General features: G+C 45.1%; 23 protein-coding genes. 15 read left to right on the forward strand and 8 right to left on the reverse strand.

All coding sequences use genetic code 11. The annotated features are described in order from the left end of the window. Positions 1-76: 76 nt before the first annotated feature. Genes DS891_RS17210 through DS891_RS17220 form a run of 3 tightly spaced genes read left to right on the forward strand, consistent with a single transcriptional unit; the run spans position 77 to position 2,623 of the window. A complete protein-coding gene (locus DS891_RS17210) occupies positions 77-769 on the forward strand; it encodes an ABC transporter ATP-binding protein (RefSeq protein WP_174170469.1) in 693 nt (230 codons plus the stop codon). After that, positions 763-2,106 (forward strand): FtsX-like permease family protein, encoded by a 1,344-nt coding sequence (locus DS891_RS17215; RefSeq protein ID WP_174170470.1) that lies wholly within the window; start codon positions 763-765, stop codon positions 2,104-2,106. The genes DS891_RS17210 and DS891_RS17215 overlap by 7 nt, the downstream gene beginning before the upstream one ends. 10 nt (positions 2,107-2,116) lie before the next feature. After that, positions 2,117-2,623, forward strand: a complete 507-nt coding sequence (locus DS891_RS17220) for a DUF3299 domain-containing protein (RefSeq protein ID WP_010605860.1) — start codon at positions 2,117-2,119, stop codon at positions 2,621-2,623. Between the two features lie 99 nt (positions 2,624-2,722). Here the strand turns inward: DS891_RS17220 and DS891_RS17225 are convergent, their stop codons facing one another. After that, the gene (locus DS891_RS17225; RefSeq protein WP_010374281.1) at positions 2,723-2,956 is read right to left on the reverse strand and encodes a hypothetical protein; all 234 of its coding nucleotides are present in this window, start codon (positions 2,954-2,956) and stop codon (positions 2,723-2,725) included. Positions 2,957-3,210: 254 nt separating this feature from the next. Here DS891_RS17225 and DS891_RS17230 point away from each other — a divergent pair, with 254 nt between their 5' ends. The 4 genes from DS891_RS17230 to DS891_RS17245 all read left to right on the forward strand — a co-directional run bounded on the left by DS891_RS17230 (position 3,211) and on the right by DS891_RS17245 (position 4,982). Next, positions 3,211-3,528: a helix-turn-helix transcriptional regulator gene (locus DS891_RS17230; RefSeq protein ID WP_174170471.1), complete on the forward strand. Its 318-nt coding sequence runs from the start codon at positions 3,211-3,213 to the stop codon at positions 3,526-3,528. Between the two features lie 45 nt (positions 3,529-3,573). Then, entirely contained in the window at positions 3,574-3,747 is a 174-nt protein-coding gene (locus tag DS891_RS17235; protein ID WP_174170472.1) for a hypothetical protein, read from the forward strand. Positions 3,748-4,029: 282 nt separating this feature from the next. Beyond that, entirely contained in the window at positions 4,030-4,713 is a 684-nt protein-coding gene (locus tag DS891_RS17240) for a hypothetical protein (RefSeq protein WP_174170473.1), read from the forward strand. Between the two features lie 44 nt (positions 4,714-4,757). Continuing rightward, positions 4,758-4,982, forward strand: a complete 225-nt coding sequence (locus DS891_RS17245) for a hypothetical protein (RefSeq protein ID WP_017218402.1) — start codon at positions 4,758-4,760, stop codon at positions 4,980-4,982. Between the two features lie 71 nt (positions 4,983-5,053). Here DS891_RS17245 and DS891_RS17250 read toward each other — a convergent pair whose 3' ends face one another. The 6 genes from DS891_RS17250 to asnA form a co-directional block, all read right to left on the reverse strand. Beyond that, complete coding sequence (locus DS891_RS17250) at positions 5,054-5,644, reverse strand: biliverdin-producing heme oxygenase (protein WP_174170474.1); 591 nt, start codon at positions 5,642-5,644, stop codon at positions 5,054-5,056. A 120-nt stretch (positions 5,645-5,764) separates the two neighbouring features. Continuing rightward, positions 5,765-6,157 (reverse strand): RidA family protein, encoded by a 393-nt coding sequence (locus tag DS891_RS17255; RefSeq protein WP_010374286.1) that lies wholly within the window; start codon positions 6,155-6,157, stop codon positions 5,765-5,767. A 10-nt stretch (positions 6,158-6,167) separates the two neighbouring features. Continuing rightward, positions 6,168-8,270, reverse strand: coding sequence for a bifunctional GTP diphosphokinase/guanosine-3',5'-bis pyrophosphate 3'-pyrophosphohydrolase (spoT, locus tag DS891_RS17260; protein WP_010605866.1), 2,103 nt, complete (start codon positions 8,268-8,270; stop codon positions 6,168-6,170). A 248-nt stretch (positions 8,271-8,518) separates the two neighbouring features. After that, positions 8,519-8,794, reverse strand: coding sequence for a DNA-directed RNA polymerase subunit omega (rpoZ, locus tag DS891_RS17265; RefSeq protein ID WP_010374289.1), 276 nt, complete (start codon positions 8,792-8,794; stop codon positions 8,519-8,521). A 102-nt stretch (positions 8,795-8,896) separates the two neighbouring features. After that, complete coding sequence (gene gmk, locus DS891_RS17270; RefSeq protein WP_010605867.1) at positions 8,897-9,520, reverse strand: guanylate kinase; 624 nt, start codon at positions 9,518-9,520, stop codon at positions 8,897-8,899. 784 nt (positions 9,521-10,304) lie between these two features. Further along, a complete protein-coding gene (gene asnA / locus DS891_RS17275; RefSeq protein ID WP_010374293.1) occupies positions 10,305-11,300 on the reverse strand; it encodes an aspartate--ammonia ligase in 996 nt (331 codons plus the stop codon). A gap of 161 nt (positions 11,301-11,461) precedes the next feature. Here asnA and asnC point away from each other — a divergent pair, with 161 nt between their 5' ends. The 7 genes from asnC to DS891_RS17310 all read left to right on the forward strand — a co-directional run bounded on the left by asnC (position 11,462) and on the right by DS891_RS17310 (position 21,463). Next, a complete protein-coding gene (gene asnC, locus DS891_RS17280; RefSeq protein ID WP_010374296.1) occupies positions 11,462-11,920 on the forward strand; it encodes a transcriptional regulator AsnC in 459 nt (152 codons plus the stop codon). A 50-nt stretch (positions 11,921-11,970) separates the two neighbouring features. Then, positions 11,971-12,669 (forward strand): tRNA (guanosine(18)-2'-O)-methyltransferase TrmH, encoded by a 699-nt coding sequence (gene trmH, locus DS891_RS17285; protein ID WP_010605868.1) that lies wholly within the window; start codon positions 11,971-11,973, stop codon positions 12,667-12,669. Between the two features lie 28 nt (positions 12,670-12,697). Then, positions 12,698-14,785, forward strand: coding sequence for an ATP-dependent DNA helicase RecG (recG, locus tag DS891_RS17290; protein WP_174170475.1), 2,088 nt, complete (start codon positions 12,698-12,700; stop codon positions 14,783-14,785). Positions 14,786-15,448: 663 nt separating this feature from the next. Next, the gene (locus DS891_RS17295) at positions 15,449-16,111 is read left to right on the forward strand and encodes an esterase (RefSeq protein ID WP_010605870.1); all 663 of its coding nucleotides are present in this window, start codon (positions 15,449-15,451) and stop codon (positions 16,109-16,111) included. Between the two features lie 403 nt (positions 16,112-16,514). Next, positions 16,515-17,240, forward strand: coding sequence for a TetR/AcrR family transcriptional regulator (locus DS891_RS17300; RefSeq protein ID WP_010605871.1), 726 nt, complete (start codon positions 16,515-16,517; stop codon positions 17,238-17,240). A gap of 15 nt (positions 17,241-17,255) precedes the next feature. Further along, on the forward strand, positions 17,256-18,356 hold the full coding sequence (locus DS891_RS17305; protein WP_174170476.1) for an efflux RND transporter periplasmic adaptor subunit: 1,101 nt from the start codon (positions 17,256-17,258) through the stop codon (positions 18,354-18,356). Next, a complete protein-coding gene (locus tag DS891_RS17310; protein ID WP_174170477.1) occupies positions 18,356-21,463 on the forward strand; it encodes an efflux RND transporter permease subunit in 3,108 nt (1,035 codons plus the stop codon). The genes DS891_RS17305 and DS891_RS17310 overlap by 1 nt, the downstream gene beginning before the upstream one ends. 124 nt (positions 21,464-21,587) lie before the next feature. Here the strand turns inward: DS891_RS17310 and DS891_RS17315 are convergent, their stop codons facing one another. Further along, entirely contained in the window at positions 21,588-22,775 is a 1,188-nt protein-coding gene (locus DS891_RS17315) for an NAD(P)/FAD-dependent oxidoreductase (protein WP_174170478.1), read from the reverse strand. A gap of 544 nt (positions 22,776-23,319) precedes the next feature. Here DS891_RS17315 and DS891_RS17320 point away from each other — a divergent pair. Next, entirely contained in the window at positions 23,320-25,470 is a 2,151-nt protein-coding gene (locus DS891_RS17320; RefSeq protein ID WP_102056023.1) for a S8 family peptidase, read from the forward strand. Positions 25,471-25,477: the final 7 nt, after the last annotated feature.

The raw sequence follows: 25,477 nt of genomic DNA on the forward strand, positions 1-25,477 counted from the left end.
TGTTGAGCTTAACTTAGTTTTGCTTTAGTCATTATTGTTATACCATCACAACATTATTTGCCAGCGTTGAGGCGTTATGCTTACGATATCTCAATTACAGTTTACATGGCCTAAGTCGAGCACCCCGGTGCTAACCATACCTAAGCTACACATCGCCCGGGGTGAACACGTGTTTTTACATGGTCCAAGCGGCAGCGGTAAATCGACTTTGCTTGGATTGATTGCCGGCACCTTGGATTGCCAGCAGGGAGAAATTGAAATTGCAGGTACAAACGCGAGCGCACTGAGCCGTGGCCAACGAGATAAGTTTAGAGCCGACCATATAGGTACTATTTTTCAGAACTTTAATTTATTGCCCTATTTGTCGCCAGTTGAAAACGTTACCCTTGGCTGCGAATTTTCCAAAAAGCGCAGGCAAAACATTTCCTCACAGAATAAATCGCTTGAGCAGGAGGCCAAACTTCTGCTCTCTGATCTTGGTATAGACGAGCACACTCAGCAGCGCAGTGTCGCGGAGTTAAGTATTGGCCAACAGCAGCGCGTAGCCGCCGCTCGCGCATTTATTGGCAGGCCCGAAATCATTATTGCCGATGAGCCAACCTCAGCCCTCGATGCCGACAGCCGTGATGGATTTATTAAATTACTCTTTAGCCAAGCCGCGGTTTACAGTGCATCTATTCTCTTTGTCAGTCACGATAAAAGTTTAGCCTCGTTATTTGATAGGCAAATAAGCTTGCCTGATTTACAACAAGGAGCACCGCTATGCTAATCAAACTTGCGTGGAAAAGTACGCTAAACCGAAAAGCTAGCGTCGCCCTAACTCTAGTGACCATTGCAATTAGTGTCATGTTACTGCTGTCAGTTGAGCGTGTACGTCAAGACGCAAAATCCAGCTTCGCGAACACTATTTCTGGCACAGACCTGATTGTCGGCGCACGTACTGGTGATATTCAGCTATTGCTTTCAAGCGTATTTAGAATTGGTCATGCCAATAATGCCGTACAATGGCAAAGTTACGAGTATATCAAGGCACAACGCGGTGTTGCGTGGAGCATTCCCATTAGTTTAGGCGATAGCCACAAAGGCTTTGCTGTGCTGGGCACAGATGCAAGTTACTTCAGCCATTATCAATACGCTAAAAAACAGCATCTCACCTTTGCCGCTGGTCGACCATTTCACAATGGCCAAGAAGTGGTGCTTGGGGCTATGGTCGCAAAAAAGCTGGGTTATCAACTGGGACAAAAAATCGTCATTTCTCATGGCATGGGCAATACCAGTTTCCATCATCATGATGACAATCCGCTGGTTATTTCTGGCATTTTGGCAGCCACGGGAACGCCCGTAGATAAAACATTACATGTGCCGTTAAGTGCCATCGAGAGCATGCATAGCAAGCCATCTCGAATGGTTGCACGAAAGCAGGATGCAACGCACCACGAGCATGAGCATGAGCATGAGCATGAGCATGAGCATGAGCATGAGCATGACAGTAAAAACAATAGCGCTCTACTTCACAACCTCGACTCCAAACCCGGTGATTTAATTGGCTCGACAAAGCAAATCACTGCATTTTTACTTGGTTTTGAGTCACCACTTTATACCCTACAGGTACGCAGAAACATTAATCAGTATAAAGGTGAGCCTTTACTGGCAATTATGCCGGGGGTGACATTGAGGGAATTGTGGGAAATGCTAGATATTGTCGAAAAAATCCTGCTGCTTATCACCCTCGCGGTGGTGTTGATAAGCTTGCTTGGCATGCTAACCTCATTGCTCGCCACGCTGAATCAAAGGCGCCGAGAACTTGCTATCCTACGCTCCGTTGGTGCGCGGCCTTGGCATATTTTTACACTTCTCATTAGCGAAGCAATTTTTATTACCGTGTTAGGATGTGCTTTCGGTGTAGCGCTTTTTTATACCTTGCTCATTGCTGCCCAATCCGGCCTACAAAGTCAATTTGGCGTAGTCCTAAGTATCTCAGCGCTCTCAACCTATGAACTCACGCTACTAAGCGTTATTATAGGTGCAGGTACTTTGATCGGCGCCATTCCTGCCGCCCGTGCTTATTTTTACTCGCTTGCCGATGGCATGCAAATTAAAACCTAAGAGGATCAAGATGCAGTTAACCGCACGAACTCACGTTTTTTACTTCATTGCATTCATCACTGCGATGGTATTCAGTGGTATTGCAAATGCGGCACCACCTAAAGAGATATTCTGGGAAGATTTAATTCCAAAAGGACATGTCCAGATCAGCAATCAAGACGCAGCAAGCCATGATGGCGCCGAGCAAAATTGGGTGCAACCTGACTTAGACGCCCCAGTCGTCAAAGAGTTAGACGGCCAACTAGTCAGCTTACCCGGCTTTGTTGTACCACTTGAAGGTGACAGTGAAGTGATCACCGAATTTTTGTTGGTTCCCTACTTTGGCGCTTGCATCCACGTGCCGCCTCCGCCGCCAAATCAAATTGTTCATGTCAAAATCAAAGGCGGTGTTCCGATTGAAAGCCTATATGATGCAATCACAGTCAGTGGCACGATTAAGGTTTCTACTTGGAAGGGCGACATCGCGCAAACAGGTTATATGATGGAAGCCAAAGGCGTCGCGCCATTTGAGCTCTAAAAGTCATATAAATCACTAAAAAAGAGTGCCAATACTTAATTGAGCTTGATTGGCACTCTTACCACTGCAAAACATACAATTTTATTTCTTTTATTTACCCTACTCAGTGGCAGGAACACTGGCATACACCAGTTCGATGAGATTATTCATGGTTCGCGACTTTTGCATATACGCCTTTTCCATATACGCCAGCTCCTGAAGCTCAAATAAAGTACTCTCTACAAGAGAAAACCACTTAGTGGTCGTCTCAGCTATCTCAACCTCTCCGCGACTCGATTTTTTAAGTGCTTCATAGAGAATATTTAAGTCGTTATATTGACGTAGATAATCCATATCACCCTCAGTCAGTTGTTACCCTTGTTTCATTTCACACTACAGTAACAAAAGCCTCGCTAAAAAATCTTGTCGAACCAACTTTTCTATTAAAATGATGAAAATAAAGTGAAAAGTATAAGTGTATTTCTGAGCGCCACTTTCAGATCTTACTAATTAAATTTCCTCTTGCAGAAACATTTTTATTGATTACAATTACAAATTAACAAAGATTACACATAAAAATAACTTGGGTGGCACTGAGCAGACTCCCCATGCAAGAAAGGACTAAATTGGTGGGCAATCCCTATTTTAAATATAACGGTGACGACCTTAGAAGAATGCGCCTTGCTGCCCAAAAAACCACGCAGCAAATGGCTGACCTTGTGGGTATTAGCCGCCAAACCTACGAAAACTATGAAAATGGTGTAAGCCGTATACCTTGGGATCACTTTCAGGTTTGGTGTAGGTACTGTGATATTGACCTTTCTCCCATTATTAAGCAGTTTCAAGCGCTACGAAGCTTAATTAGTGATACCCAATTAAGACGCAAAAGCCCGACCTCTCCTAATACAAAGAAAATGGAAGAGTAAGTAGTCATGTTATCAGCTGGTTTAAGTAGTAAAAGGATTATAAGAATGAAATTTGTAATGCAAAAAAAACTTAGTAAGGCAATAAAAATCAAAAAGTTACCAATGTATAGTTTAAAGTCCATTAAAGGTGGCAGCCTAGGAGTGGTTAAACATGACCCTCGAACTTCCTCTATGGCTTCTCATGGCGGAACTGTAATAGATCCAAGATCAATTACTTAACTTCTTTGGTTTTACAAGTGATTCTCAATAGGTGAGTTTCAGAGTACAGTATTAACGATTTTAACCACTGCAAAAACTAAAAGGAATACTGCCATGATACTTTTGAACCACTTTAAGACCCATAAAAGCCTTATTTCCACAAAAAATAAAATAAACAGTATACAACTTATTGGCACTAAAAGCGCGAGTCAGGTTAGAGGTGGCAGCACAGGAAAACAGGTGGATGATCCCAAACTGAACCAACCGAACTCCGATGACGGTGCTAATTAAAGGGAATAAATAGTGAATAAAACGTATTATTTTGCAATTGTTTTTGCTCTGCTTTGGTGCTTTTTAGCATTCGTACATCATTCTTTCGGGCGCTTCGTTGACATACCTATTTTACTTTTAATTTTATCGTTTACGTTCCTAGCCAGAGAACAGTTAAATATTCAACATATTAGTACCTGTATTCTACTGGTTATGCTCATAGAGCTGGCAGGCTTTGAGCTGATATTAGCTAAACTACTAGTTGATGAAAAACCTTTCTATCAAAATCTAGCAATTTATTTACTACAGTTAATGTGCGACCTATGTCTATTCTTTTATTTTAAAAATAGAGTTCGCTTATCCTTATATTATGTTGAACGACGCAACCCTGCTCAGCGTGAATATATCTACATGACACATGCGGATATCTTATTGGTGGGTGTTTTCTTCCTATTTATACTCGTAGATATAGCTGCTTTTTCCGAGAACATAATTCGTAACTTAGAGTATTTGGGTATTGAAGAAAGCTTTGCAAAACAATTCTGGCACTGGGGTTTTGTATTCAATAGTTATCCATACCTAAAATCTGTATTGCTTTCACTCGTCATAACCACTCTATTGGCTACTATCTATGTTGAACGTTTTCGTCCTGCGCCAATTAAAGAAAGTGAAGAAGACTCAACGCTTAAAAAATCCGAGCCACAGCATAGGTCATAGTGACCTGTGCTGTTTTTACCCTAAATCAATTGAAGGAATAAACGATGGATTTAAAACTGAACAAAAAGCAATTGAAGTCATTAGCAGGTAGTAAGCTAATTTTGGATAACAACAAGACCCGTGAGATTGGTGGTGGTTGTTCCTACTATTGTAGTCGCGACTTAAACTGTGACACCGATGGCCCAACGATGGCCTGCCCATCTAAGGCGTTAGCGTGTGTTCCTGAGCCAAATACATTACATTGTGATTGCCCAACCAATATGTGCTAGTCACTAACCTGTCGCGACACTATGTCGCGACAACAACCCTGTTATTCTCCGTTCAACTTATACCAATTGTATTAAGTATAGACCTCTGCTTGATACTGCTGAAAACGCATAAAGGCCTGACGAGCGCCGGTGATCAATGCATCTTCTTGCGTACTAGTTAACTCAACCGTATCGATAAATTGAATTAAGTGACGCCACGCACTGCCGCGCCCGGAACCTGGGCCTGCTAAGTAACGCGCACCATACTCACCTGTGACAGGCAAACGCGCCTGCACTTGACGCCCAAGCATCGCGGCCCCAACCTTAGAGCCTTCAACGACATAAAGCGCTCCCAAAGCAGTCGCAAACTCGGTTGAAGTTGTGATAAACGGCGACAAAGACGGCACAGGTAATGTGTGCTGTAAGTCAGCAAAGTCCTGCTCTAACAACCCAAGCCGTCGGCGCGATTTGAGATCGTCAATATGCATAGAGAGTTCACGGTGCTCATATAATGCAGCGACATCGTTAAGAAACAGGTACTGAAGAGTCAAAAACTGGAGATAACGCTCAATGCTGGCAAACGGGTCTTTTGCCATAATGCTGCTATCTATACTGTCATGAAGATCAGCAGTACTTGCTTTTAATTTCAATGCACGGCTAGTAAGTGCGCTGGCTGCGGTCATGGGACTTCCTGTAATGTAAAGCGAGGGGAAAATGAGTGGACTGTGTTGGCTTTTTGAAAAGCCGCTCCAGCGATTGACACTGGAGCGAAGAAATATATCTAACTATTAGCTAACCTGAGGTTAGTTAGTTGAAGGTAACTCCATAATGCCATCAATCTCAACTTGTGCGCCTTTTGGTAGTTCTTTTACACCAATTGCAGCACGAGCTGGATATGGCTTTCTAAAATACTGAGCCATGATCTCGTTGACCGTTGCAAAGTTACTCAGATCAGTTAGGAAGATATTAACCTTAACCATATCTTGTAACTCGCCACCAGCCTCTTCACATACTGCGATAAGGTTTTTGAACACTTGGTGCGTTTGCTCTGCAAAATCTTCAGAAATAAATTCCATCGTCTCTGGCACCAATGGAATTTGACCAGATAAATAGACCGCAGTACCAACTTTTACCGCTTGGTTGTAAGTGCCAATTGCTGCTGGCGCTTTATCTGTTGAAATAATAGCTTTGTTCATTAATGTTCCTTTATTTTTTACGATACACGCGTTGTACATCTGGCATCACTCGAATTCGGCGCATAATATCAGCAACATGAATTCGGTTTTTCACGGTAATACCTAAATCAATCACGTATAAATTACTTTCTTTTTCGTCCGTTGCGATTTCGACAATGTTAGCTTGAGTCGTCGCAACCACATTGGTTAATTTAGCCAACGCACCTTGGTGGTTAATAATTTCCACACGCAGCGCTGCTATATATTCTTTCTCTGGGTTGTCTTCCCACTTCACGACGAAGTACTTCGAACGCTCGTTGCGCCAACCCTTAATATTTTTACATTCTTGGCGGTGAACCATTAGGCCTTTGCCTTGGCTCATATATGCTGTGATAGCGTCACCCGGCACAGGGCGACAACATTTAGCATAGGTTACCAACATGCCTTCTGTTCCGATTATCGCGGCTTTAGCACGTTTAGCAATATCTTCTACCGCATTATCATCTTGCAGTAAACGCTTCGCTATCAATACGCTCATAATATTGCCACAGCCAATCTCAACCAGCAGCTCCAACAAGGTATTGAGGTTATGCTCTTCAAGTACGTTGTCGATTTGCTCTTGAGCAATATCATCTAGCTTATACTCACCCAGTGCCGAGTCGAGTAAACGGCGGCCTAGTTGGATCGCTTCTTCTTCTTGTTGGCTCTTGAGATAATTGCGGATCCCAAGGCGTGCTTTACCCGTTACCACAAAATTCAGCCAAGTAGCGTTAGGGTGTGCACCTGAGCTAGTAATAACCTCGACCGTTTGGCCGGTATCGAGCGCTTTACTCAAAGGATAAGGCTTACGGTTTACACGAGCACCTACACAGGTATTACCCACATCGGTATGCACGGCATAGGCAAAATCTACCGCCGTTGCGCCCATAGGTAACTCGACAATACGGCCATCTGGCGTAAAGACGTAAATTTCTTCTGGGAATAATTCGGTTTTAACGTTTTCCACAAATTCAAAAGACGAGCCTGCACTTTGCTGCAGTTCAAGCAAGCTTTGCATCCACTGACGCGCACGCTGCTGCGCGGTATGGCCGGCATTATCGCCTGACTTTTTATACATCCAGTGCGCCGCTACCCCTTTATCCGCCATATGATCCATATCGTGAGTACGAATTTGGATTTCTACCGGAATACCGTGCGGGCCTACCAGCGACGTATGAAGCGACTGGTAACCGTTGGTTTTCGGTACTGCAATATAGTCTTTAAAGCGAGTTTCAATTGGCTTATATAAATTATGCGCAACGCCTAGCACACGGTAGCAAGTATCCAGGTTGTCGACATTGATCCTAAAGGCGTAAATGTCCATTACCTCGTTAAACATTAACTCTTTATTTAGCATCTTGCGGTAAATACTGTATAAGTGCTTTTCACGGCCTTTTACTGAGCCTTGAATACCCGCTTCTTCCAATCTAGATTCTATCTCAGACTGAATATTGCTGATCACTTCTTTACGATTACCACGTGCTTTGGCGACTTCTGAACGTAACGCACGATAGCGCATTGGATATAACGCCTGAAACCCGAGATCTTCTAACTCATTTTTAATATCATGAATACCAAGGCGGTTTGCAATTGGTGCATAAATCTCTAATGTTTCGCGGGCAATTCGACGACGCTTGTCAGGACGCAAAGCACCTAGCGTTCGCATATTGTGCGTTCTGTCTGCAAGTTTAATAAGGATGACACGAATATCCTGCGTCATCGCCATGATCATCTTACGATAGTTTTCGGCTTGGAACTCTTTTTTATCTTTGAAGCTCAGTTTATCGAGCTTTGACACCCCTTCCACCAACTCAGCGACCGTATCGCCAAAGATCTCCGCTAAGTCGTCTTGGCTAAAGTCAGTATCTTCAATAACATCGTGCATAAGCGCAGCCATGAGTGTTTCATGATCAAGCCTCATGCTCGCAAGGATCTGGGTTACTTCTACTGGGTGAGTGATATAGGGCTCACCGCTAGAGCGCGTCTGTCCCTCGTGTGCCTCACGGGCCACGACATAGGCTTTTTGCACCAAATCGACGTCTTCTGGTGACAAATATTCTGAGATTTTCTTTTTGAGGCCTTCAAACAGATACATTCACACTCCAATGTTTCAGAGAAGCTATACTCGGCGAGTATAAAACGGGTTACAAGCTAGTTACTTAAGAATATACGATGAAACACCAGCAATGCCAATGAACAATTTATGCTACTTGTTAGGAAGTTAAAGGCGTTACGCGTTGTGTAATGTGCTGGCGATTTATACCAATTTGCTTAATTTCAATTGCTATAAAACAATAATGCCAGCAAAAAAGCTGGCATTATTGAATCTAGACAGTGGTTGGATTAGCGATTGCCACCAACGATTGCAGCTACTGCAGCAAGCTCTGCAGCTTCTTGATGCTGCTGCTCTTCACGGTCGATAATATCAAGCGAGTCAGTGGTGACAAAACCTTGCTCAATTTCACGTAGCGCGATTACGGTTGGCTTGTCGTTTTCAGCATCAACCATAGGATCTTTACCGCCTACAGAAATTTGGCGAGCGCGACGCGCTGCTACTAAAATCAAGTCAAAGCGGTTACCAATTTTATCTACTGCATCTTCTACAGTTACGCGAGCCATCGAAGCACTCCAAATTCAGTTCATTATGCAAAAGGCTAGTTTACTGTATGTCTAGCCTTTCGCCAAGTATTGATGGTTAAAAAACCTCAGGTTTAAAAGTAATTATTTTAGCAAGTCAGCGATAAGCGCTTGATGACGGATAGACTGTGCTTGTTGCTCAAGTCTTGCGGCAATCACAATATGTTCAAGCTCACCGCGTGTTTGCTCAAAGTCATCATTGACAAGAATATAGTCAAACTCGTTGTAGTGTGAGCTTTCTGATTTCGCTTCAGCCATGCGACCTGCGATTACTTCTTGAGAATCTTGACCACGACCATTTAAGCGCTTTTCTAGCTCCGCAGTTGAAGGAGGTAAAATAAAGATGGTCTTTACTTCAGGCATCAACTCACGCACCTGACGCGCACCCTGCCAGTCGATATCTAAAAACACATCAATACCAGCGGCAAGCTGATCTTCTATCGCTTGTTTTGAAGTGCCGTAGTAATTTTCGAATACTTGCGCCCACTCAAAGAAATCGCCTTTATCGATCAGCTGCTTAAATTCATCAACCGAGACAAAATGGTAATGTACGCCGTTTTCTTCGCCTGGACGAGGAGCACGCGTAGTGTGAGACACCGACACTTTAATATCGTCGTGCTTTTCCAATAACGCTTTGATTAAACTTGATTTACCCGCACCAGAAGGCGCAGAAAGGATAAACAGATTACCGCGTGTAGGTGATGTCATAGTCATTCTCAACAATAAGTACCGGCCGAGTAATATTGGTTTACTCAAGTCTGCCGCAGAGCTAAAAGCGGGCATTATACCGAGTAACGTATAAGAATACACTAGGGATGAGAATAAGGAAAAGTCGAGGAATAAATTCAGCGTTGTGAGTAACCCAGAAACCTATCACTGTGCTAAATTTATTCCTCTAAAACAGAATGTTATTATGCCGTGTAAAGCTGCTCCTACCAAGGTATTCACCCAGTAGGAACGAGTTCACCTCGCGATCTTTTCACTGCTCGCCGCGTAAAGCATCTCCTACCAAGGTATTCACCCAGTAGGAGCGAGCTCACCTCGCGATCTTTTAACTGCTCGCCGCGTGAAGCGGCTCCTACCCAAGTATTCACCCAGTAGGAGCGAGTTCACCTCGCGATCTTTTCACTGCTCGCCGCGTAAAGCATCTCCTAACAAAATATTCACCCAGTAGGAGCGAGTTCATCTCGCGATCTCTTAACTGCTCACCGTGTGAAGCAGCGCCTACCAGAATATTCACCCTGTAGGAGCGAGTTCACCTCGCGATCTATTAACCCCTCGCCGCGTAAAGCATCTCCTACCAGAGTATTCACCCAGTAGGAGCGAGTTCACCTCGCGATCTTTTCACCGCTCGCCGCGTGAAGCGGCTCCTACCAGAGTATTCACCCAGTAGGAGCGAGTTCACCCTCGCGATCTTTTCACTGCTCGCCGCGTAAAGCGGCTCCTACCAGAGTATTCACCCAGTAGGAGCGAGTTCACCCTCGCGATCTGTTTAAAGCAAATCAGCTACGCTGCTACGTACTTCTTCAGGCCATACCCCAACTTGTACCTGACCAATATGCTGCTTTTGCAACAGCAACATCACTAAACGCGATTGGCCAATACCACCTCCTATGGTTTGTGGTAATTCACCCGCAACTAACTGTTGGTGCCAATCTAAGCTCAAGCGTGCTTCGTCATCGGTTAATTTAAGCTGTCTTGCAAGCGAATCAGGGCAAACACGAATGCCCATTGATGAGATTTCAAATGCATCTTCTAGCACCGGGTTCCATACCAAAATATCACCGTTAAGCCCTTGGTATTTGTCGCATGTTGGCGTTGACCAGTCGTCGTAATCCGGCGCGCGAACGTCATGAATCTTACCATCACCAAGCTCACCACCAATGCCAATTAAAAATACCGCGCCATATTCTTGGGCAATCGCTTTTTCACGTTGCTTGGCAGTAAAATCTGGATACATAGTGCGTAATTCTTCGCTGTGCACAAAGGTAATTTTCTCTGGGAGGAATGCCGCAATGCCAAATTCATCCTCAACCACTTTTTCAGTTGCTTTAATTGAGCGATAAAGGGTTTCTACCGTTTCTTTTAGTTTTGCCAGCGAACGCTCACTGTTTTCGCAAATCACCTTTTCCCAGTCCCATTGATCCACATAGACAGAATGGATTGGCGATAGCTTATCTTCGTCAGGGCGTAGCGCTTTCATGTGCGTATAGAGGCCTTCGCCTTTAGCAAAACCATAATCGCCTAGTGTTTTGCGCTTCCACTTAGCAAGTGAATGCACTACCTCAAACTGCGCATCCGGTAGCGTTTTCACTTTTACCTGCACCGCCTGCTCGTGGCCACTTAGGTTGTCTTGAATACCGTCGCCCAAACGCGCCAAAATAGGCGCTTGTACTTCAACTAAACCCAATTGCTCGGTTAGCTGTGCTGAAAATACTTGTTTTACTCGTGCTATCTGTTTTTGTGTCTCTTGATACTTGCTCAACATGGTTAGGTCCTCATTCCCGAATTTGTCGTTTTGTTGAGTCTATATTTAAAGAAACCGACACAAACATCAATAACCCGCAACAAAAACACCTTTACATAATTATTTTCATCAAAAATATGCTATAAATTTTATATAAACGATAATTGTTAATGGATATTTACATGGAAAATTATGAGATCGACAATCTGGATAGATCCATCCTTCACGCTTTAAAAGAAAATGCACGAACGCCCTACGCGGAATTAGCAAAAAGATTTGCTGTTAGCGCCGGTACCATCCATGTTCGGGTCGAAAAAATGAAGCAAGCGGGGATCATTGAAGGGACTCAAGTGAGCATTAATGCCAAACGACTTGGCTATGATGTCTGCTGTTTTATCGGAATAAACTTAAAACACGCTGGCGACTACCCGGGAGCCATCGCACGTTTAAAGGAATTTGAAGAAGTTGTTGAAGCCTACTACACCACGGGCAATTACAGCATTTTTATCAAAGTGATGGCGCGCTCCATCGACCACCTTCAAGATGTGCTTATTAATAAAGTGCAAACCATTGAGTCGATCCAGTCAACCGAAACGCTGATCTCACTGCAAAACCCAATTCAGCGCACCGTTATGCCCTAGCTTCTTTTTTGTTATAATCGCGGGAATTTTTTGATTAGAGTAGTAAGTAGATGGCTGAGAATAGATTCCATCGTGTAAAAAGCGTATTAGATAGACGCCAAACCGACCTCACAGTGTGCCTAGATGAAGTACATAAGCACCATAATCTGTCAGCGATTGTGCGTACCGCAGATGCGGTTGGCTGTCACCACGTACACGCAGTATGGCCACAAGATCAAAGACGGTTAACAAACAATACCTCTGGCGGCAGCAAAAATTGGGTTGAAACCCATATGCATGAGGATATAGACCAAGCTGTTGCGACAATTCGTGAACAAAACCCAGGTGTACAATTATTAGCAACCAACCTTAGCGATAGCGCCGTTGATTTTCGTGAAATTGATTACACTAAACCTACCGCTATTATTGTCGGGCAAGAGCGTTTAGGGATCTCAGAGCGCGCACTTGAGCATGCGGATCAGCACATCGTGATCCCAATGCAAGGTATGGTGCAATCACTCAATGTGTCTGTTGCTGCAGCGCTTATTTTATACGAAGCGCAGCGCCAAAGAGATGCAGCAGGACTGTACAAACGTACAGATATGATGGATCCTGTGGTAAAACATAAGTTACTATTTGAAGGATGTCATCCAATCATTGCAACCCGCTGTCGCGAAAAAGGGCTACCTTACCCGGCACTTGATGAGCACGGTGAAATCGTTGCAGACGACGCTTTTTGGGACATTCTTAAGTTTACGCAGAAGAAATAAATAACGCGGATCGCGCTAGAGGATTAGCATGTCGACACCAAATTTGGCCACTTATCCAATCACCGAATTAAAAGGCGTAGGCCCAAAAGCGGCCGAGCGTTTGGCCAAACTTGGCATTCAATCGGTGCAAGACATGTTATTTCACCTTCCGCTACGCTACGAAGATCGTGCGCGCACCTATCCTATCTGCGAGCTGCAAGCGCATAGCCATGTCAGCATTGAAGCCGAGATTGAACGCAGCGAAATCACGCAAGGCAAACGCCGCATGTTGGTGTGTTATGTTAATGATGGGACGGGGCGGATCGCGCTGCGCTTTTTCAACTTTAATGCGGCACAAAAAAATGCCATGCAAGCGGGCAAAGTGATCCGCTGTTTTGGTGAAGTTCGCCGCGGTCATTATGGCTTTGAAATGGCGCATCCAGAATACAGCATCAAAGAGACGCGCTCTGCACCGAGCGATCCGAGCCTTGCGACGCTCACCCCAGTTTATCCTACCACCGAAGGATTAAAGCAACTGAGCATTCGGGCAATTGCCGATCAAGCCGTTGAGTTACTACGCAAATATGATGTACCAGACTATTTACCAGCTCAATATCGACCATCGCAGCAAAGCCTAAAAGAAGCGCTGTTATTACTGCACCGTCCACCACAGGAAGTGGATTTAGCACAATTAGAGCTCGGGCAACATCCTGCACAGGCACGATTGGCGTTTGAAGAGTTATTGGCGCAAAACCTCAGCTTGCTTAAGCTAAGACAAAAAGGTCAAGCGGTAAAAGCGGTTGCACTACCGCCCACCAACCCACTTGAAGCTCAGTTTTTGTCATCCTTGCCATTTGCCCCCACCAATGCCCAAAGTCGAGTAGTGGCAGAGATCAAAGGCGACTTACAACATCCCTACCCCATGATGCGATTGGTGCAAGGGGATGTCGGCTCAGGAAAAACGCTTGTGGCAGCGCTTAGCGCGTTAACGGCTATCGCACAAGGTTACCAAGTAGCAATTATGGCACCCACTGAGATCCTATCCGAGCAACACGGCATCAACTTCCTTAATTGGTTTGAACCTATGGGCATAGAAACCGTATGGCTGGGTGGTAAAACCAAAGGTAAGGAACGCACTCATGCGCTTGAGCGTATTGCTTCAGGGCAAGCACAGATGGTGGTTGGCACCCATGCTTTATTCCAAGAGCAAGTACAGTTTTCTAACCTTGCGCTCATCATCATCGACGAGCAACATCGTTTTGGCGTGCATCAGCGCCTAGCGCTGAGAGAAAAGGGAAAGTTTGGCGATTGCTATCCACATCAGCTGGTGATGACTGCAACCCCAATCCCGAGAACCTTGGCAATGACGGCTTATGCAGATCTTGAAACCTCAATTATCGACGAGCTTCCACCGGGCAGAACACCAATCACAACTGTCGCCGTGCCAGACACCAGACGCAATGAAGTGATCAAAAAAGTACAAAAAGCCTGTGTTGAAGATAAGCGTCAAGTTTACTGGGTATGTACGCTGATAGATGAGTCGGAGGCGTTACAATGCCAGGCCGCAGAAGACACCGCCAAAGCACTTGCCGAAGCCTTGCCAGAACTTAATATTGCGCTGGTGCACGGCCGCATGAAAGCCCAAGAAAAACAGGCCATCATGGACGAGTTTAAACAAGGTCATACCCATGTGCTGGTTGCCACAACCGTGATTGAAGTTGGCGTGGATGTACCCAATGCTAGCCTTATCATCATTGAAAACCCTGAGCGTTTGGGTCTGGCGCAGCTTCACCAATTACGCGGCCGTGTTGGTCGCGGACAAATCGCATCACATTGTTTACTGCTTTACCATGCGCCACTGTCGGTCACTGCGCAAAAACGTTTGGGGGTGCTTAGAGAAAGTAACGACGGATTTGTCATCGCTGAGCGCGACCTTGAGATCCGTGGCCCGGGTGAAGTACTTGGTACAAAACAAACTGGATTGGCGGAGCTAAAAATTGCCGATCTTAGCCGTGATAAACATTTATTACCGCAAGTGAGAAGCCTCGCTTTTACCGTGCTAAAAAACCACAGCGATATTGTTGACCCGATTATCTGGCGCTGGATGGGTGATAAGAGTGAACTAGCCATGGCGTAAGCCTGAAGCGCCAAATGATATAGAGATCGCGAGGTGAACTCGCTCCCATAAAATAACCCACCCTGGTAGGAGCCGCTTTATGCGGCGAGCAGTTAAGAGATCGCGAGGTGAACTCGCTCCCACTAAATGAGCCATTCTGGTAGGAGCCGCTTTACGCGGCGAGCAGTTAAGAGATCGCGAGGTGAACTCGCTCCCACTAAATGAGCCATTCTGGTAGGAGCCGCTTTACGCGGCGAGCAATTAAAAGATCGCGAGGTGAACTCGCTCCCACAAAATGAACCACTCTGGTAGGAGCCGCTTTACGCGGCGAGCAATTAAAAGATCGCGAGGTGAACTCGCTCCCACACAATGCGCCTGCTCCCATAAAATAAGCCACTCTGGTAGGAGCCGCTTTATGCGGCGAGCAGTTAAGAGATCGCGAGGTGAACTCGCTCCCACAAAATAACCCTGCTGCCATAAAGTAAGCCACTCTGGTAGGAGCCGCTTCATGCGGCGAGCAGTTAAGAGATCGCGAGGTGAACTCGCTCCCACACAATGAGCCGGATCCCACAAAATAAACTCGTTCTCACAACTCTCTCATACAAAATCACCCATCGCGCTACGCTTGCTTCTTTTATCAAAGCTTGGCTACCATCTCTCTACATCAACTAAAAAAACTCAAAAATGAATCGTTTACTACGTGCGGTATGCACCTCATTTGCTGCTTGCATGGCGTCGATCGCCTCAGCAAAAGCAGTTTACCCAGATGTACCAGAGCAGATTAATTCATCTGCCAAATATGTTTTTTACTCTCATGGCTATATCGTTGAAGGTGATAATGAAACCCCTATTCATAAGCGCTGGGGTAAATATGACTTTCCAGCCATCAAACAGGCATTAAGTGATGATGCCTATACGCTAATTGCTGAGCATCGCCCTAAAGGCGTCGCACCAGAAGCGTATACAAAAACCTTGGTTAGCAAGGTTCACAAGTTACTGGACGCGGGCGTCAGCGCCAGCAACATTACACTCGTGGGGTTTTCTCGCGGTGGCGCGTTAACGATAATGGCAAGTGATGCATTAAAAAATGATGCCATTCACTACGTGGTACTAGCAGGCTGCGCTGGGCTTATCAAAAGTAAAACCGAGATTAAACTCTACGGCAAGGTGTTGTCCGTTTACGAAACCTCAGATCAAGTGGGCTCTTGCGATTTTGTGAAAGCACGCTCTGCAAACCTCAAAAGCTTTACAGAGCTTTCGATTTCAACCGGTAAGGAACACGGCGCTTTTTATCTCCCGAGAGACGAGTGGTTAAAGCCAGTTAAAAGCTGGATTTTAAATCACTAAATAACCTGAGGTTTGGATAAGAAATGTTCCAACTCATTGTTGCTAAAGAACAACTTAGTTTTTCCTTTTCTAGCCAGAGAGTTTTAGGGAAAACAAGGCGAATTTACGCACCAATAGCTGGCTATTGGAAGTGAATTCAACGCAGTTAGCGCTAAAACTGGCTGCTAGAAAGGCATTAATTATCCGCAGCTCAGGTTAAATAATTAACCTGAGCTTTGGTTAATTAGCGTGGCGTTCTTTCAGAGGAACGCCGTACAGCGCATTCATTCTACTCCCTTTGATATCTTTAAATCGCATTTTCAAGCAACCCCCCTGATTACTTATTGCACTTTTAAAAATGCTCTCTATAATTGAACCTTATTCGAATACCATTCGAATAAGGTTCAAACTCTAAGGAGAAACGATGGCACCGGCACCTAAATATGATAAAGAAACCCAGCAACGCATGATTTTAAACGCTGCGGAACAATGCATTAATGAGTCTTCAGTCACTGACTTTACAATGGCAAAAGTCTCTTTGCTTGCAGGATTGTCTATGGGCTCAATCTATAAGTTTGTGCAGACCAAAGAAGACCTAGTAATGGCGCTGGCCTATGAGTCTTTTACCCATACATCCAGTGTTTTTAAGCAAGTGTTGTCGTTACCACTTAGCACGCCAGAACGCATGCTCGCGGTGTGTCTTATCTCGCCACAAAAGCTAAAACGCTTCTCTTTTGATTATGAATTGCAGTCCTACTCTACCAATGAGGCGGTGATTAAAAGGGCTTCTGAGTTTTGGACCAATAAAATTATCGAATCCTGTGGTGGCTGTGAAAACGTGTTTAAACAAGCGCTAATTGATGGCATTGAAGCAGGTGAGTTGCAAGCTACACCAGATCTACACGACATGATAGAAGAGATTATCATCACCGGCTGGGCGCTTACCGTGGGATATGAGCAAGTACTGCGCTTGCAACAAACTAAGCAAATTGTTGAGGGCACAGCTTCATTGCTCGCACCACTTGAGCTTAATGATCCTGTTATTCGCAGCACGGTGAGGCTACTTAACAGTTATCCATGGCAACAACCTATCACTCAAGACTCTCTGGTACGTATAGAGAAAGAATTGCAAGCGCTCGAGCTTCGTTAACTTAAGGAAATCACAATGAACATCAAACGTTGGCTTATGGCCGTTGTCATCATTCTCATCGTTATTACCAGCCTTGGTTTTGTGAAGTTTACACAAATCCAAGCGGCAATCGCCTTTGGGGAGTCTTTTCCGGAGCCTTCGGCTTCGGTAAAAAGCACATATGTATCAACCACTGAGCATATTAAATCGGTTAAGGTTGTAGGTCAGCTCCATGCCAAGCGCACCGTCACTATTAGTAACGAGTATCCTGGTCTTATCACTTACGTCGGTTTTAAACCCGGTGAACAAGTGGAAGCGAACCAAATATTGTTGCGCTTAGATAGCAGCATTGATGAGGCAAATCTATTAGCGGCTAAAGCTCGAGTAAAGCTTGCTAAATCAACCTATCAACGGGTTGCCAAATTACTAGAACAAAAGCGGATCAGCCCAGATGAGGTGGACAAAGCCGAAGCCGAGGTGGCAATTAATCAGGCAGACGTAAAACGACTAACCACATTAATCGAGAAAAAAACCATTCGTGCACCTTACCCGGGTCAAACGGGGTTAGAACAATATCAAGTTGGTCAATTACTTGATGCCAATAGCGAAATCACTTTCTTGGTTGGGTTAGAGGACAGCATTTGGGTGGATTTCAAAATTCCACAAACCTTACCACAACCTAACATAGGCGAAGACGTTAGCGTGGTAATTTCTAATGCTAGCGGCCAAATGCCTGCTCGCGTATCAGCCAAAATGCCAATGGTCGATGTCGCATCGCGTCAACAAAGTTATCGTGCTGAACTACAAAACAGCAATGGCACACTCAGCCACAATCAAATGGTGTTAGTCAATGTACCAACCGAGATTGTGAACGCCGCAGTTGTGCCAACCAATGCAATTACGCGCAATCACTTTGGCGAGTTTGTTTATGTACTTGAAAAGGACGACAGCCAAAACTGGCGAGCAAAACCAGTAAAAATTACTTTAGGCGATAAGGTCAACGATCAGCAACTTGTACTATCTGGCCTGCGTGGTGGTGAATTTATTGCTGCTGAGGGGGCATTCAAGCTACAAGAAAATTTACTGGTTTATACCGATCAGGTTGCTGCTGTTGATGGCAATAACGGAGGCCAGTAATGAGCGCATTACACGAAAATAAGCCGTCTATCATGGATATTTTTGTTAACCGGCCGGTACTGGCGATCGTGGTGTCATTGCTTATTGTGCTAGCGGGTTTTAATGCCGCCCGAGATATATCGGTGCAGCAATATCCAAAAATAGAAAGTGCCTCACTGGTGATCAACACTGTCTATACGGGCGCTGCCGCAGACGTCGTTAAAGGCTATGTTACCGAGCCAATCGAGCGAGTGGCCTCTACTGTTCCGGGTGTCGACTATGTAGACTCGATAACTACCTCGGGACTTAGCAAAGTTACCGCTTGGCTTGAACTTAATCACAGTACCACCGACGCCTTGGCTGAGCTGACTACCCGATTAAACCAGATTAAATTTGAGTTACCCAGCGGAGCGGAAGATCCAGCCATTCAAATCGTACGTGCCGACAGCCCATATGCGGTATTCTATCTCGATGTGGAATCTCAAGGTCTGCCACGTAATAACGTGAGCGATTATTTGATCCGAAATGTTGTCCCTTCTATGTCTGATATTCCCGGTGTACAAAAAGTGACGCTGGAAGGTGGCCGCGATCCAGCAATGCGAATTTGGCTCGATACCGAAAAACTCGCTATCTATGGCGTAAGTGCTAGCGACGTATTTGCCGCACTACAAGCAAACAACACCATTGCCACCTTAGGTTACAGTGAAAATAACAGACAACGCATCGACCTGATGGCCAATACCTCGTTAAAAACGGTAGCTGATTTTAACAACCTAGTGGTAAAAGAAATCGATGGCACGCAACTTAAGCTTGGTAACATCGCCACGGTAGAACTCGGTGAGGCCGAAGGCATGGTAACCGCACGCCTTGATGACCACGATACGGTATTCTTAGCGGTGTGGGCATTACCGGGTGCCAATGAAATCGATATTGGTGATGCCCTGTATAAAAAGATTGATGAGATTAATACCATCTTACCCGACGGCATGCATTTAAGAATTGGCTACGATGGCACGCTTTATATGCGTGATTCCATAAAAGAAATCTTCACCACGCTTGGGGAAACCGTCCTACTTGTGGGGATTGTTGTACTCGCGATGATGGGCTCGTTTAGAACCGCCATGGTGCCGCTGGTTACCATTCCTATCTCGATTTTAGGCGCAATCGCGGTGATCTCAGCAATGGGCTTTTCACTCAACCTACTGACTATTTTGGCTATCGTGCTTTCTGTTGGTTTAGTAGTGGATGATGCCATCGTGGTGGTTGAAAACGTTGCGCGTCATATGCGCGAAGGCAAACCCAGATTACAAGCCGCGCTTATCAGTTCACGTCAATTACTCGTCCCAATCATTGCCATGACGCTGACCCTTGCAGCGGTCTACGCGCCAATCGGATTTTTAACAGGTTTAACGGGGTTCTTATTCCGAGAGTTCGCGTTCACCCTAGCCATTGCGGTATTAATTTCTGGACTGGTTGCTATTACCTTATCGCCCATCATGAGTGCTTACGTTAATCCCGAAGGCGGTAAAGAAGGTAAATTAACGCAAAAGGTCAATGGCTATTTTGATCGATTACAAACGTTCTATTTTCGTGCACTCGATACCTTGTTTAAGTGGCGTCCACAGGTCTTTTTTGTCGCTATCGTGTTCTCTTTATTGTCGGTGCCGTTTTACCTGTTATCACAAAAAGAGCTAGCCCCTATCGAAGATCAAAGCAGTATCCAAGTCGTAGTGGAAGCACCACCTGAGTCTTCTCAAGCTTATACCTCAGCGAAAATGAATGACACTGCCGAGGTCATGAACGCCACTGAAGGCGCTGAGTTTACTTGGCAGATTATTACAGCGGCAGCGGGTTTTGGCGGTGTAGAGCTTGCACCATTTGATGAGCGAGAAAACTCAGTACACGACTTGCTATACGATCTATACGGCCGGTTAGGCAGCGTGACTGGGCTAAGTTTATTCCCTATTCTACCGGCATCGCTTCCTACCGCAGGGCAGTTTGACGTTGAAGTAGTATTCCGTGCCAGTGACGATCCAACCGCGATGAAGCAGTACGCCGATGAGATTATTCAACGGGCAACCGCCAGTGGCAGCTTTATGTTCGTCAATACCGACCTAAAAATTGACCTGCCGCAAGCCGAGCTTGAAATCGACCGAGAGCTGGTTGCAGACTTAGGTCTAAACTTGTCGTCGGTAAACGAGCAACTTAGCATTTATATGTCGAATAATTTTGCCAACTACTTCAACAAAGAAGGCAAAGCCTACCGCGTCATTCCCATTGTCGGCGATGGCGAAAGGTACAATCCTGAGAACATTCTTAATATGCAAGTAAGAACGGATGCTGGCGATCTTATTCCGATTTCAGCGTTTGCTACCTTGCGCACCTTTACAAGCCCTAGAGTGCTTGGCTCATTCAATCAGCAAAACTCGTTTAGAATATTGGCAGGCACACTGCCACACATTACCAAAGAGCAAGCGCTCACACAGGTCGAGGAAATTGCAGCAGACGTCTTACCTAGTCACTACTCCATTGACTACGCTGGTGAATCAAGACAGCTAAGAAAAGAAGGCAACACCATGGTTGGCGTACTCCTATTTGCCATGATAGTGGTGTTTTTCTTGCTGACGATCCAGTTCAACAGCTTTAGAGATCCGCTCGTGGTACTACTCGGCTGCGCACCTTTGGCACTCGCAGGTGCATTGATGCTACCGTTTTTATCACTCACGACCGTCAACATTTACAGCCAAATCGGCCTAATTACGCTTATCGGTTTAATCGCCAAAAATGGCATCTTGATTGTTGAATTTGCGAACCATTTACAGCTTGAAGGTAAATCGAAATTTGAGGCGGTAAAAGGGGCTGCGGCCACACGTCTAAGACCTATACTGATGACTACAGGTGCAACCGTGCTTGGTCACTTCCCGTTGGTCTTAGTAACTGGCGCAGGCGCAGAAGCGCGCAACAGTATAGGTATTATCTTAGTCGCAGGCATGCTCATCGGTACTTTCTTCACTTTGATTGTCTTACCGCTACTTTATGAAAAGTTAGCCAGCGATCACCGTGGCGAAGCCGAAACTATTGAAACCTATCCTGAAGCACCGTTAGTAGGCAAAGTCAGTATGACGTGATAACTGGCTAACAACTAAAGGACACTAAGTGCCATACTTAGTGTCCCTTTAAATTGGTAAAAACCTTTCTTTTGATAAGCTATAATTTATTTCAATCTATAGCCGCTTTTGATCGTGATTTGGGCTAACAAGCCTGTCCGCATGCCCAGCCGGAGCTCCATGCATATTGGAAGTTATAGCCCCCGAGCCATCCGGTGACATCGGTTACTTCGCCGATAAAGTACAGGCCTTTTTGTTTTTTAGCTTCGAAAGTTTTTGAGCTTAATTCGTCGGTATCTACACCACCTAACGTAACCTCTGCGGTGCGATAACCCTCTGTGCCATTTGGTTTTATTTTCCAGCTAGTGAGGGTTTCTGTCAGTTTTTCAATCTCTGTGTGGCTGAGTTGGTTGGCGTTTTTATCTGGGATGCTGCCGTCGCTTATTAAGGCCTCAATAAAGCGCTTTGGTAAGATGGTCGAAAGCAAGTTCTTCAGGCTCTTTTGCCCTTGCTCACTACGCCAGTCATGGAGTTGTGCTTGCACATCTAAGTCAGGTAATAAATTGATGCTAACAAACTCTCCTGCTTTCCAAAATGAGCTGATCTGCAAAATTGCGGGGCCAGATAAACCTCTGTGGGTAAAGAGAATATTTTCTCTAAATTGGATACCGCTTTCGCTGGTCACTAGGCTATCTACGCTAATACCAGACAAACCATCAAAGCGTGCTTTGTCGTGATCATGAAGTGTAAATGGTACAAGCGCTGCCGTGGTTGGTAACACCGTTAAACCGAATTGCTCCGCTATTTTGTAGCCGATTGGCGTTGCGCCAAGTTTTGGCATGGTTAAGCCACCAGCGGCGATCACCACTGACTCGCAGTTGAAGGTTTGAGTTGTGGTTTTGACTAAGTAGCGGCCATCGCTTTGATGCTCAACCGCTAATACTTCTTGACGTAAATGGAGTGACACGCCCGCCCAGTCACATTCGGTAAGAAGAATATCTACGATCTCTTGCGCGCTATTGTCGCAAAACAATTGCCCAAGCGTTTTATGGTGATAAGCAAGGCCATGGCGGTCTACCAATTCAATAAAATCATGTTGGGTATAGCGGCTCAAACACGACTTTACAAAGTGTGGATTTTTACATAGATAGTTAGCAGGTGACGCATTTTCGTTGGTAAAGTTACAGCGGCCACCACCACTGATCAAAATTTTACGGCCAGGCTTTTTCCCCATATCAACCACTGCAACTTGTCGCCCTCGGTATCCAGCCTGTGCAGCACACATCAACCCTGCAGCACCTGCGCCGATAACGACCACCTCTATTTGTTGCATAAACTCACTCAACTTTTTATCTAAGATTTCTACACTTACCGTTTTGCCAACAGTTTAGCTTTAAACAGCAAAATCGCGACCAAGCGAAAATTATACCTAGATTCTTTATCTAATCACAGCGACGAATAGAAGAAGCAACTCGCATACCTTTCAAACACTTGTAAACATTATGTCAGCGCTATCATTTCTTAAACCTTAAAAAACAAGAAAATAAGATTAGAATAGCAAAATAAAACCAACCTTTAGCACTAACCAAACTCCCACTCTACTGGCTACAAATGCTTCACAAAGTTAAAAACACTATTTTGTTTACAGTCATTTACAATGTAACTGAAATTTATTCGCTCTCTCACAAAAATGAAAAATATCGATTAAAAACAATACAATAAGAATTTTTTATAGCCATTTATCCGTCCACATATAACTAAAAAATTAGTGCAAATAACAAAACAGCGCTTTCTTTTTTTTAACCATGAGTTTACTTTCACTGACCATCAGCTTTTTATTAACAGCTGAACAACAAGTTAGAAACTAGGGAAACATTATGACAATCAATAAAAACTTTAAGCGCGCTGCACTAAGCATCGCAGTGAGTACATTATTCACTGCAACAGCAGTTACAGCCGCACCAACACAATCAATCGGTCAAGATGCAGCACTTGCAGCAACGGCACAAAAACTATCATCACAAAGCACGCTTGGTACACAGTTCATCATCAAGTACAAAGATGCTAGTTCACAAATGATTAGCCTTTCAGCTGCAGATCTTGCTCCTGCTAAAATGCAACAGCGTGCAGAAAGCTTTGTACAAGGCTTTAAGAGCAGCAAAGCGAGTGCTCGCGCTAAGTACGTACGCCCAATGGCACTTAGCAATCACCACGTTATGCGTGCTGACAAAAAGCTTTCAGCAAAAGAAGCACAGGCGTTCATGAACGAAGTGATGGCTTCTGGTAATGTTGAATACATCGAAATTGACCAAATGTTAAAGCCATTCGCAACGCCTAACGATCCGCGTTATAACGATCAATGGCATTACTACGAAGCTGCTGCTGGTATTAATGCCCCAGCTGCGTGGGACAAAGCAACAGGTCAAGGTGTGGTAGTTGCGGTACTAGATACAGGTTATCGCCCACATTTAGACTTAGATGCCAACATTCTGCCTGGCTATGACATGATCTCTAATACCTTTGTTGCTAACGATGGTGGCGCACGTGACAACGATGCTCGTGACCCTGGTGATGCGGTCACTCGCGGTGAGTGTGGAACTGACTCTTCAGGTCAACCTGTGCCACGCGCAGATCAAGACTCAAGCTGGCATGGTACGCACGTAGCGGGAACAGTTGCTGCGGTAACAAATAATGGTGAAGGTGTAGCTGGTGTTGCTTACGACGCTAAAGTAGTGCCTGTACGTGTTCTTGGTAAATGCGGTGGCTTAACTTCTGACATCGCTGACGGCATCATATGGGCATCTGGCGGCTCGGTATCTGGTGTGCCTGCAAATGCTAACCCAGCTGATGTTATCAACATGAGTTTAGGTGGTGGCGGTGCATGTAGCGCAACTACACAAAATGCAATCAACCAAGCACGTAACAACGGTACAGTCATTGTTATTGCGGCAGGTAACGACAACGATAACTCAGCAAACTACAACCCAGGTAACTGTAATGGCGTAGTAAACGTAGCATCTGTAGGTCGTGATGGTAGCCGAGCTTATTACTCAAACTATGGTGCAAACATCGACGTTGCCGCTCCGGGTGGCGCACAAAGTTTTGCGAATGATCCTGAAGGTATCCTATCTACCCATAACTCAGGCTCTGGTGCACCTTCAAATGATAGCTACCACTACTCACAGGGTACGTCTATGGCGGCACCTCACGTTGCGGGTGTTGCAGCGCTAATCAAGCAAGCAAAACCATCTGCTACGCCTGACGAAGTAGAAACTATCTTGAAAAACACTACACGTAGCTTCGCTGGTAGCTGTTCAAACTGTGGTACAGGTGTTGTTGATGCAGCCGCTGCGGTAAATGAAGCTTTAGGCGATGTTGTCACGCCACCTACAGGTAATACACTTGAAGATGGTGTAGCGAAAACAGGCTTAAGTGGTGCAGCTGGTAGTGATCAGTTTTTCACTTTTGATGTACCTGCAGGTAAAACCAATGTTACCTTCACGATGAGCGGTGGTACTGGTGATGCTGACCTTTATGTAAAGCTTGGCAGTCAACCAACTTCAAGCAGCTATGATTGTCGTCCTTATGAAGGCGGTAATGCCGAAGTTTGTAGCTTTGACGCACCTCAAGCTGGTACATACCATGTAATGATTAACGGTTATAAAGCTTATTCAGGCGTAAGCTTAGTTGCTGCAACTTCAGGCTCAAGTACAGGAGGCCCTCAAGCGGGTGGCGGTACCGTTGAAGATATTTCAGCGTCAAGCGGTCAGTGGGTGCACTACACAATCGAAGTGCCTGAGGGTATGAGCGACTTCACCGTGAAAACATTTGGTGGCTCAGGTGACGCTGACTTATTCGTTAAGTTTGGCTCTCAACCTACAGCAAGCAGCTATGACTGTCGTCCATATGAAAATGGTAATACCGAGACTTGTGTAATCACTAATCCGCAAGCGGGTACATGGCACCTAAGTGTTAATGCTTACCGTACGTTCTCAGGCCTAACGTTAGACGCGCAGTACAAGCCATAAGCAAACA

It is taken from the genome of Pseudoalteromonas sp. JC28 (assembly GCF_013319255.1).
GTDB lineage: Bacteria > Pseudomonadota > Gammaproteobacteria > Enterobacterales > Alteromonadaceae > Pseudoalteromonas.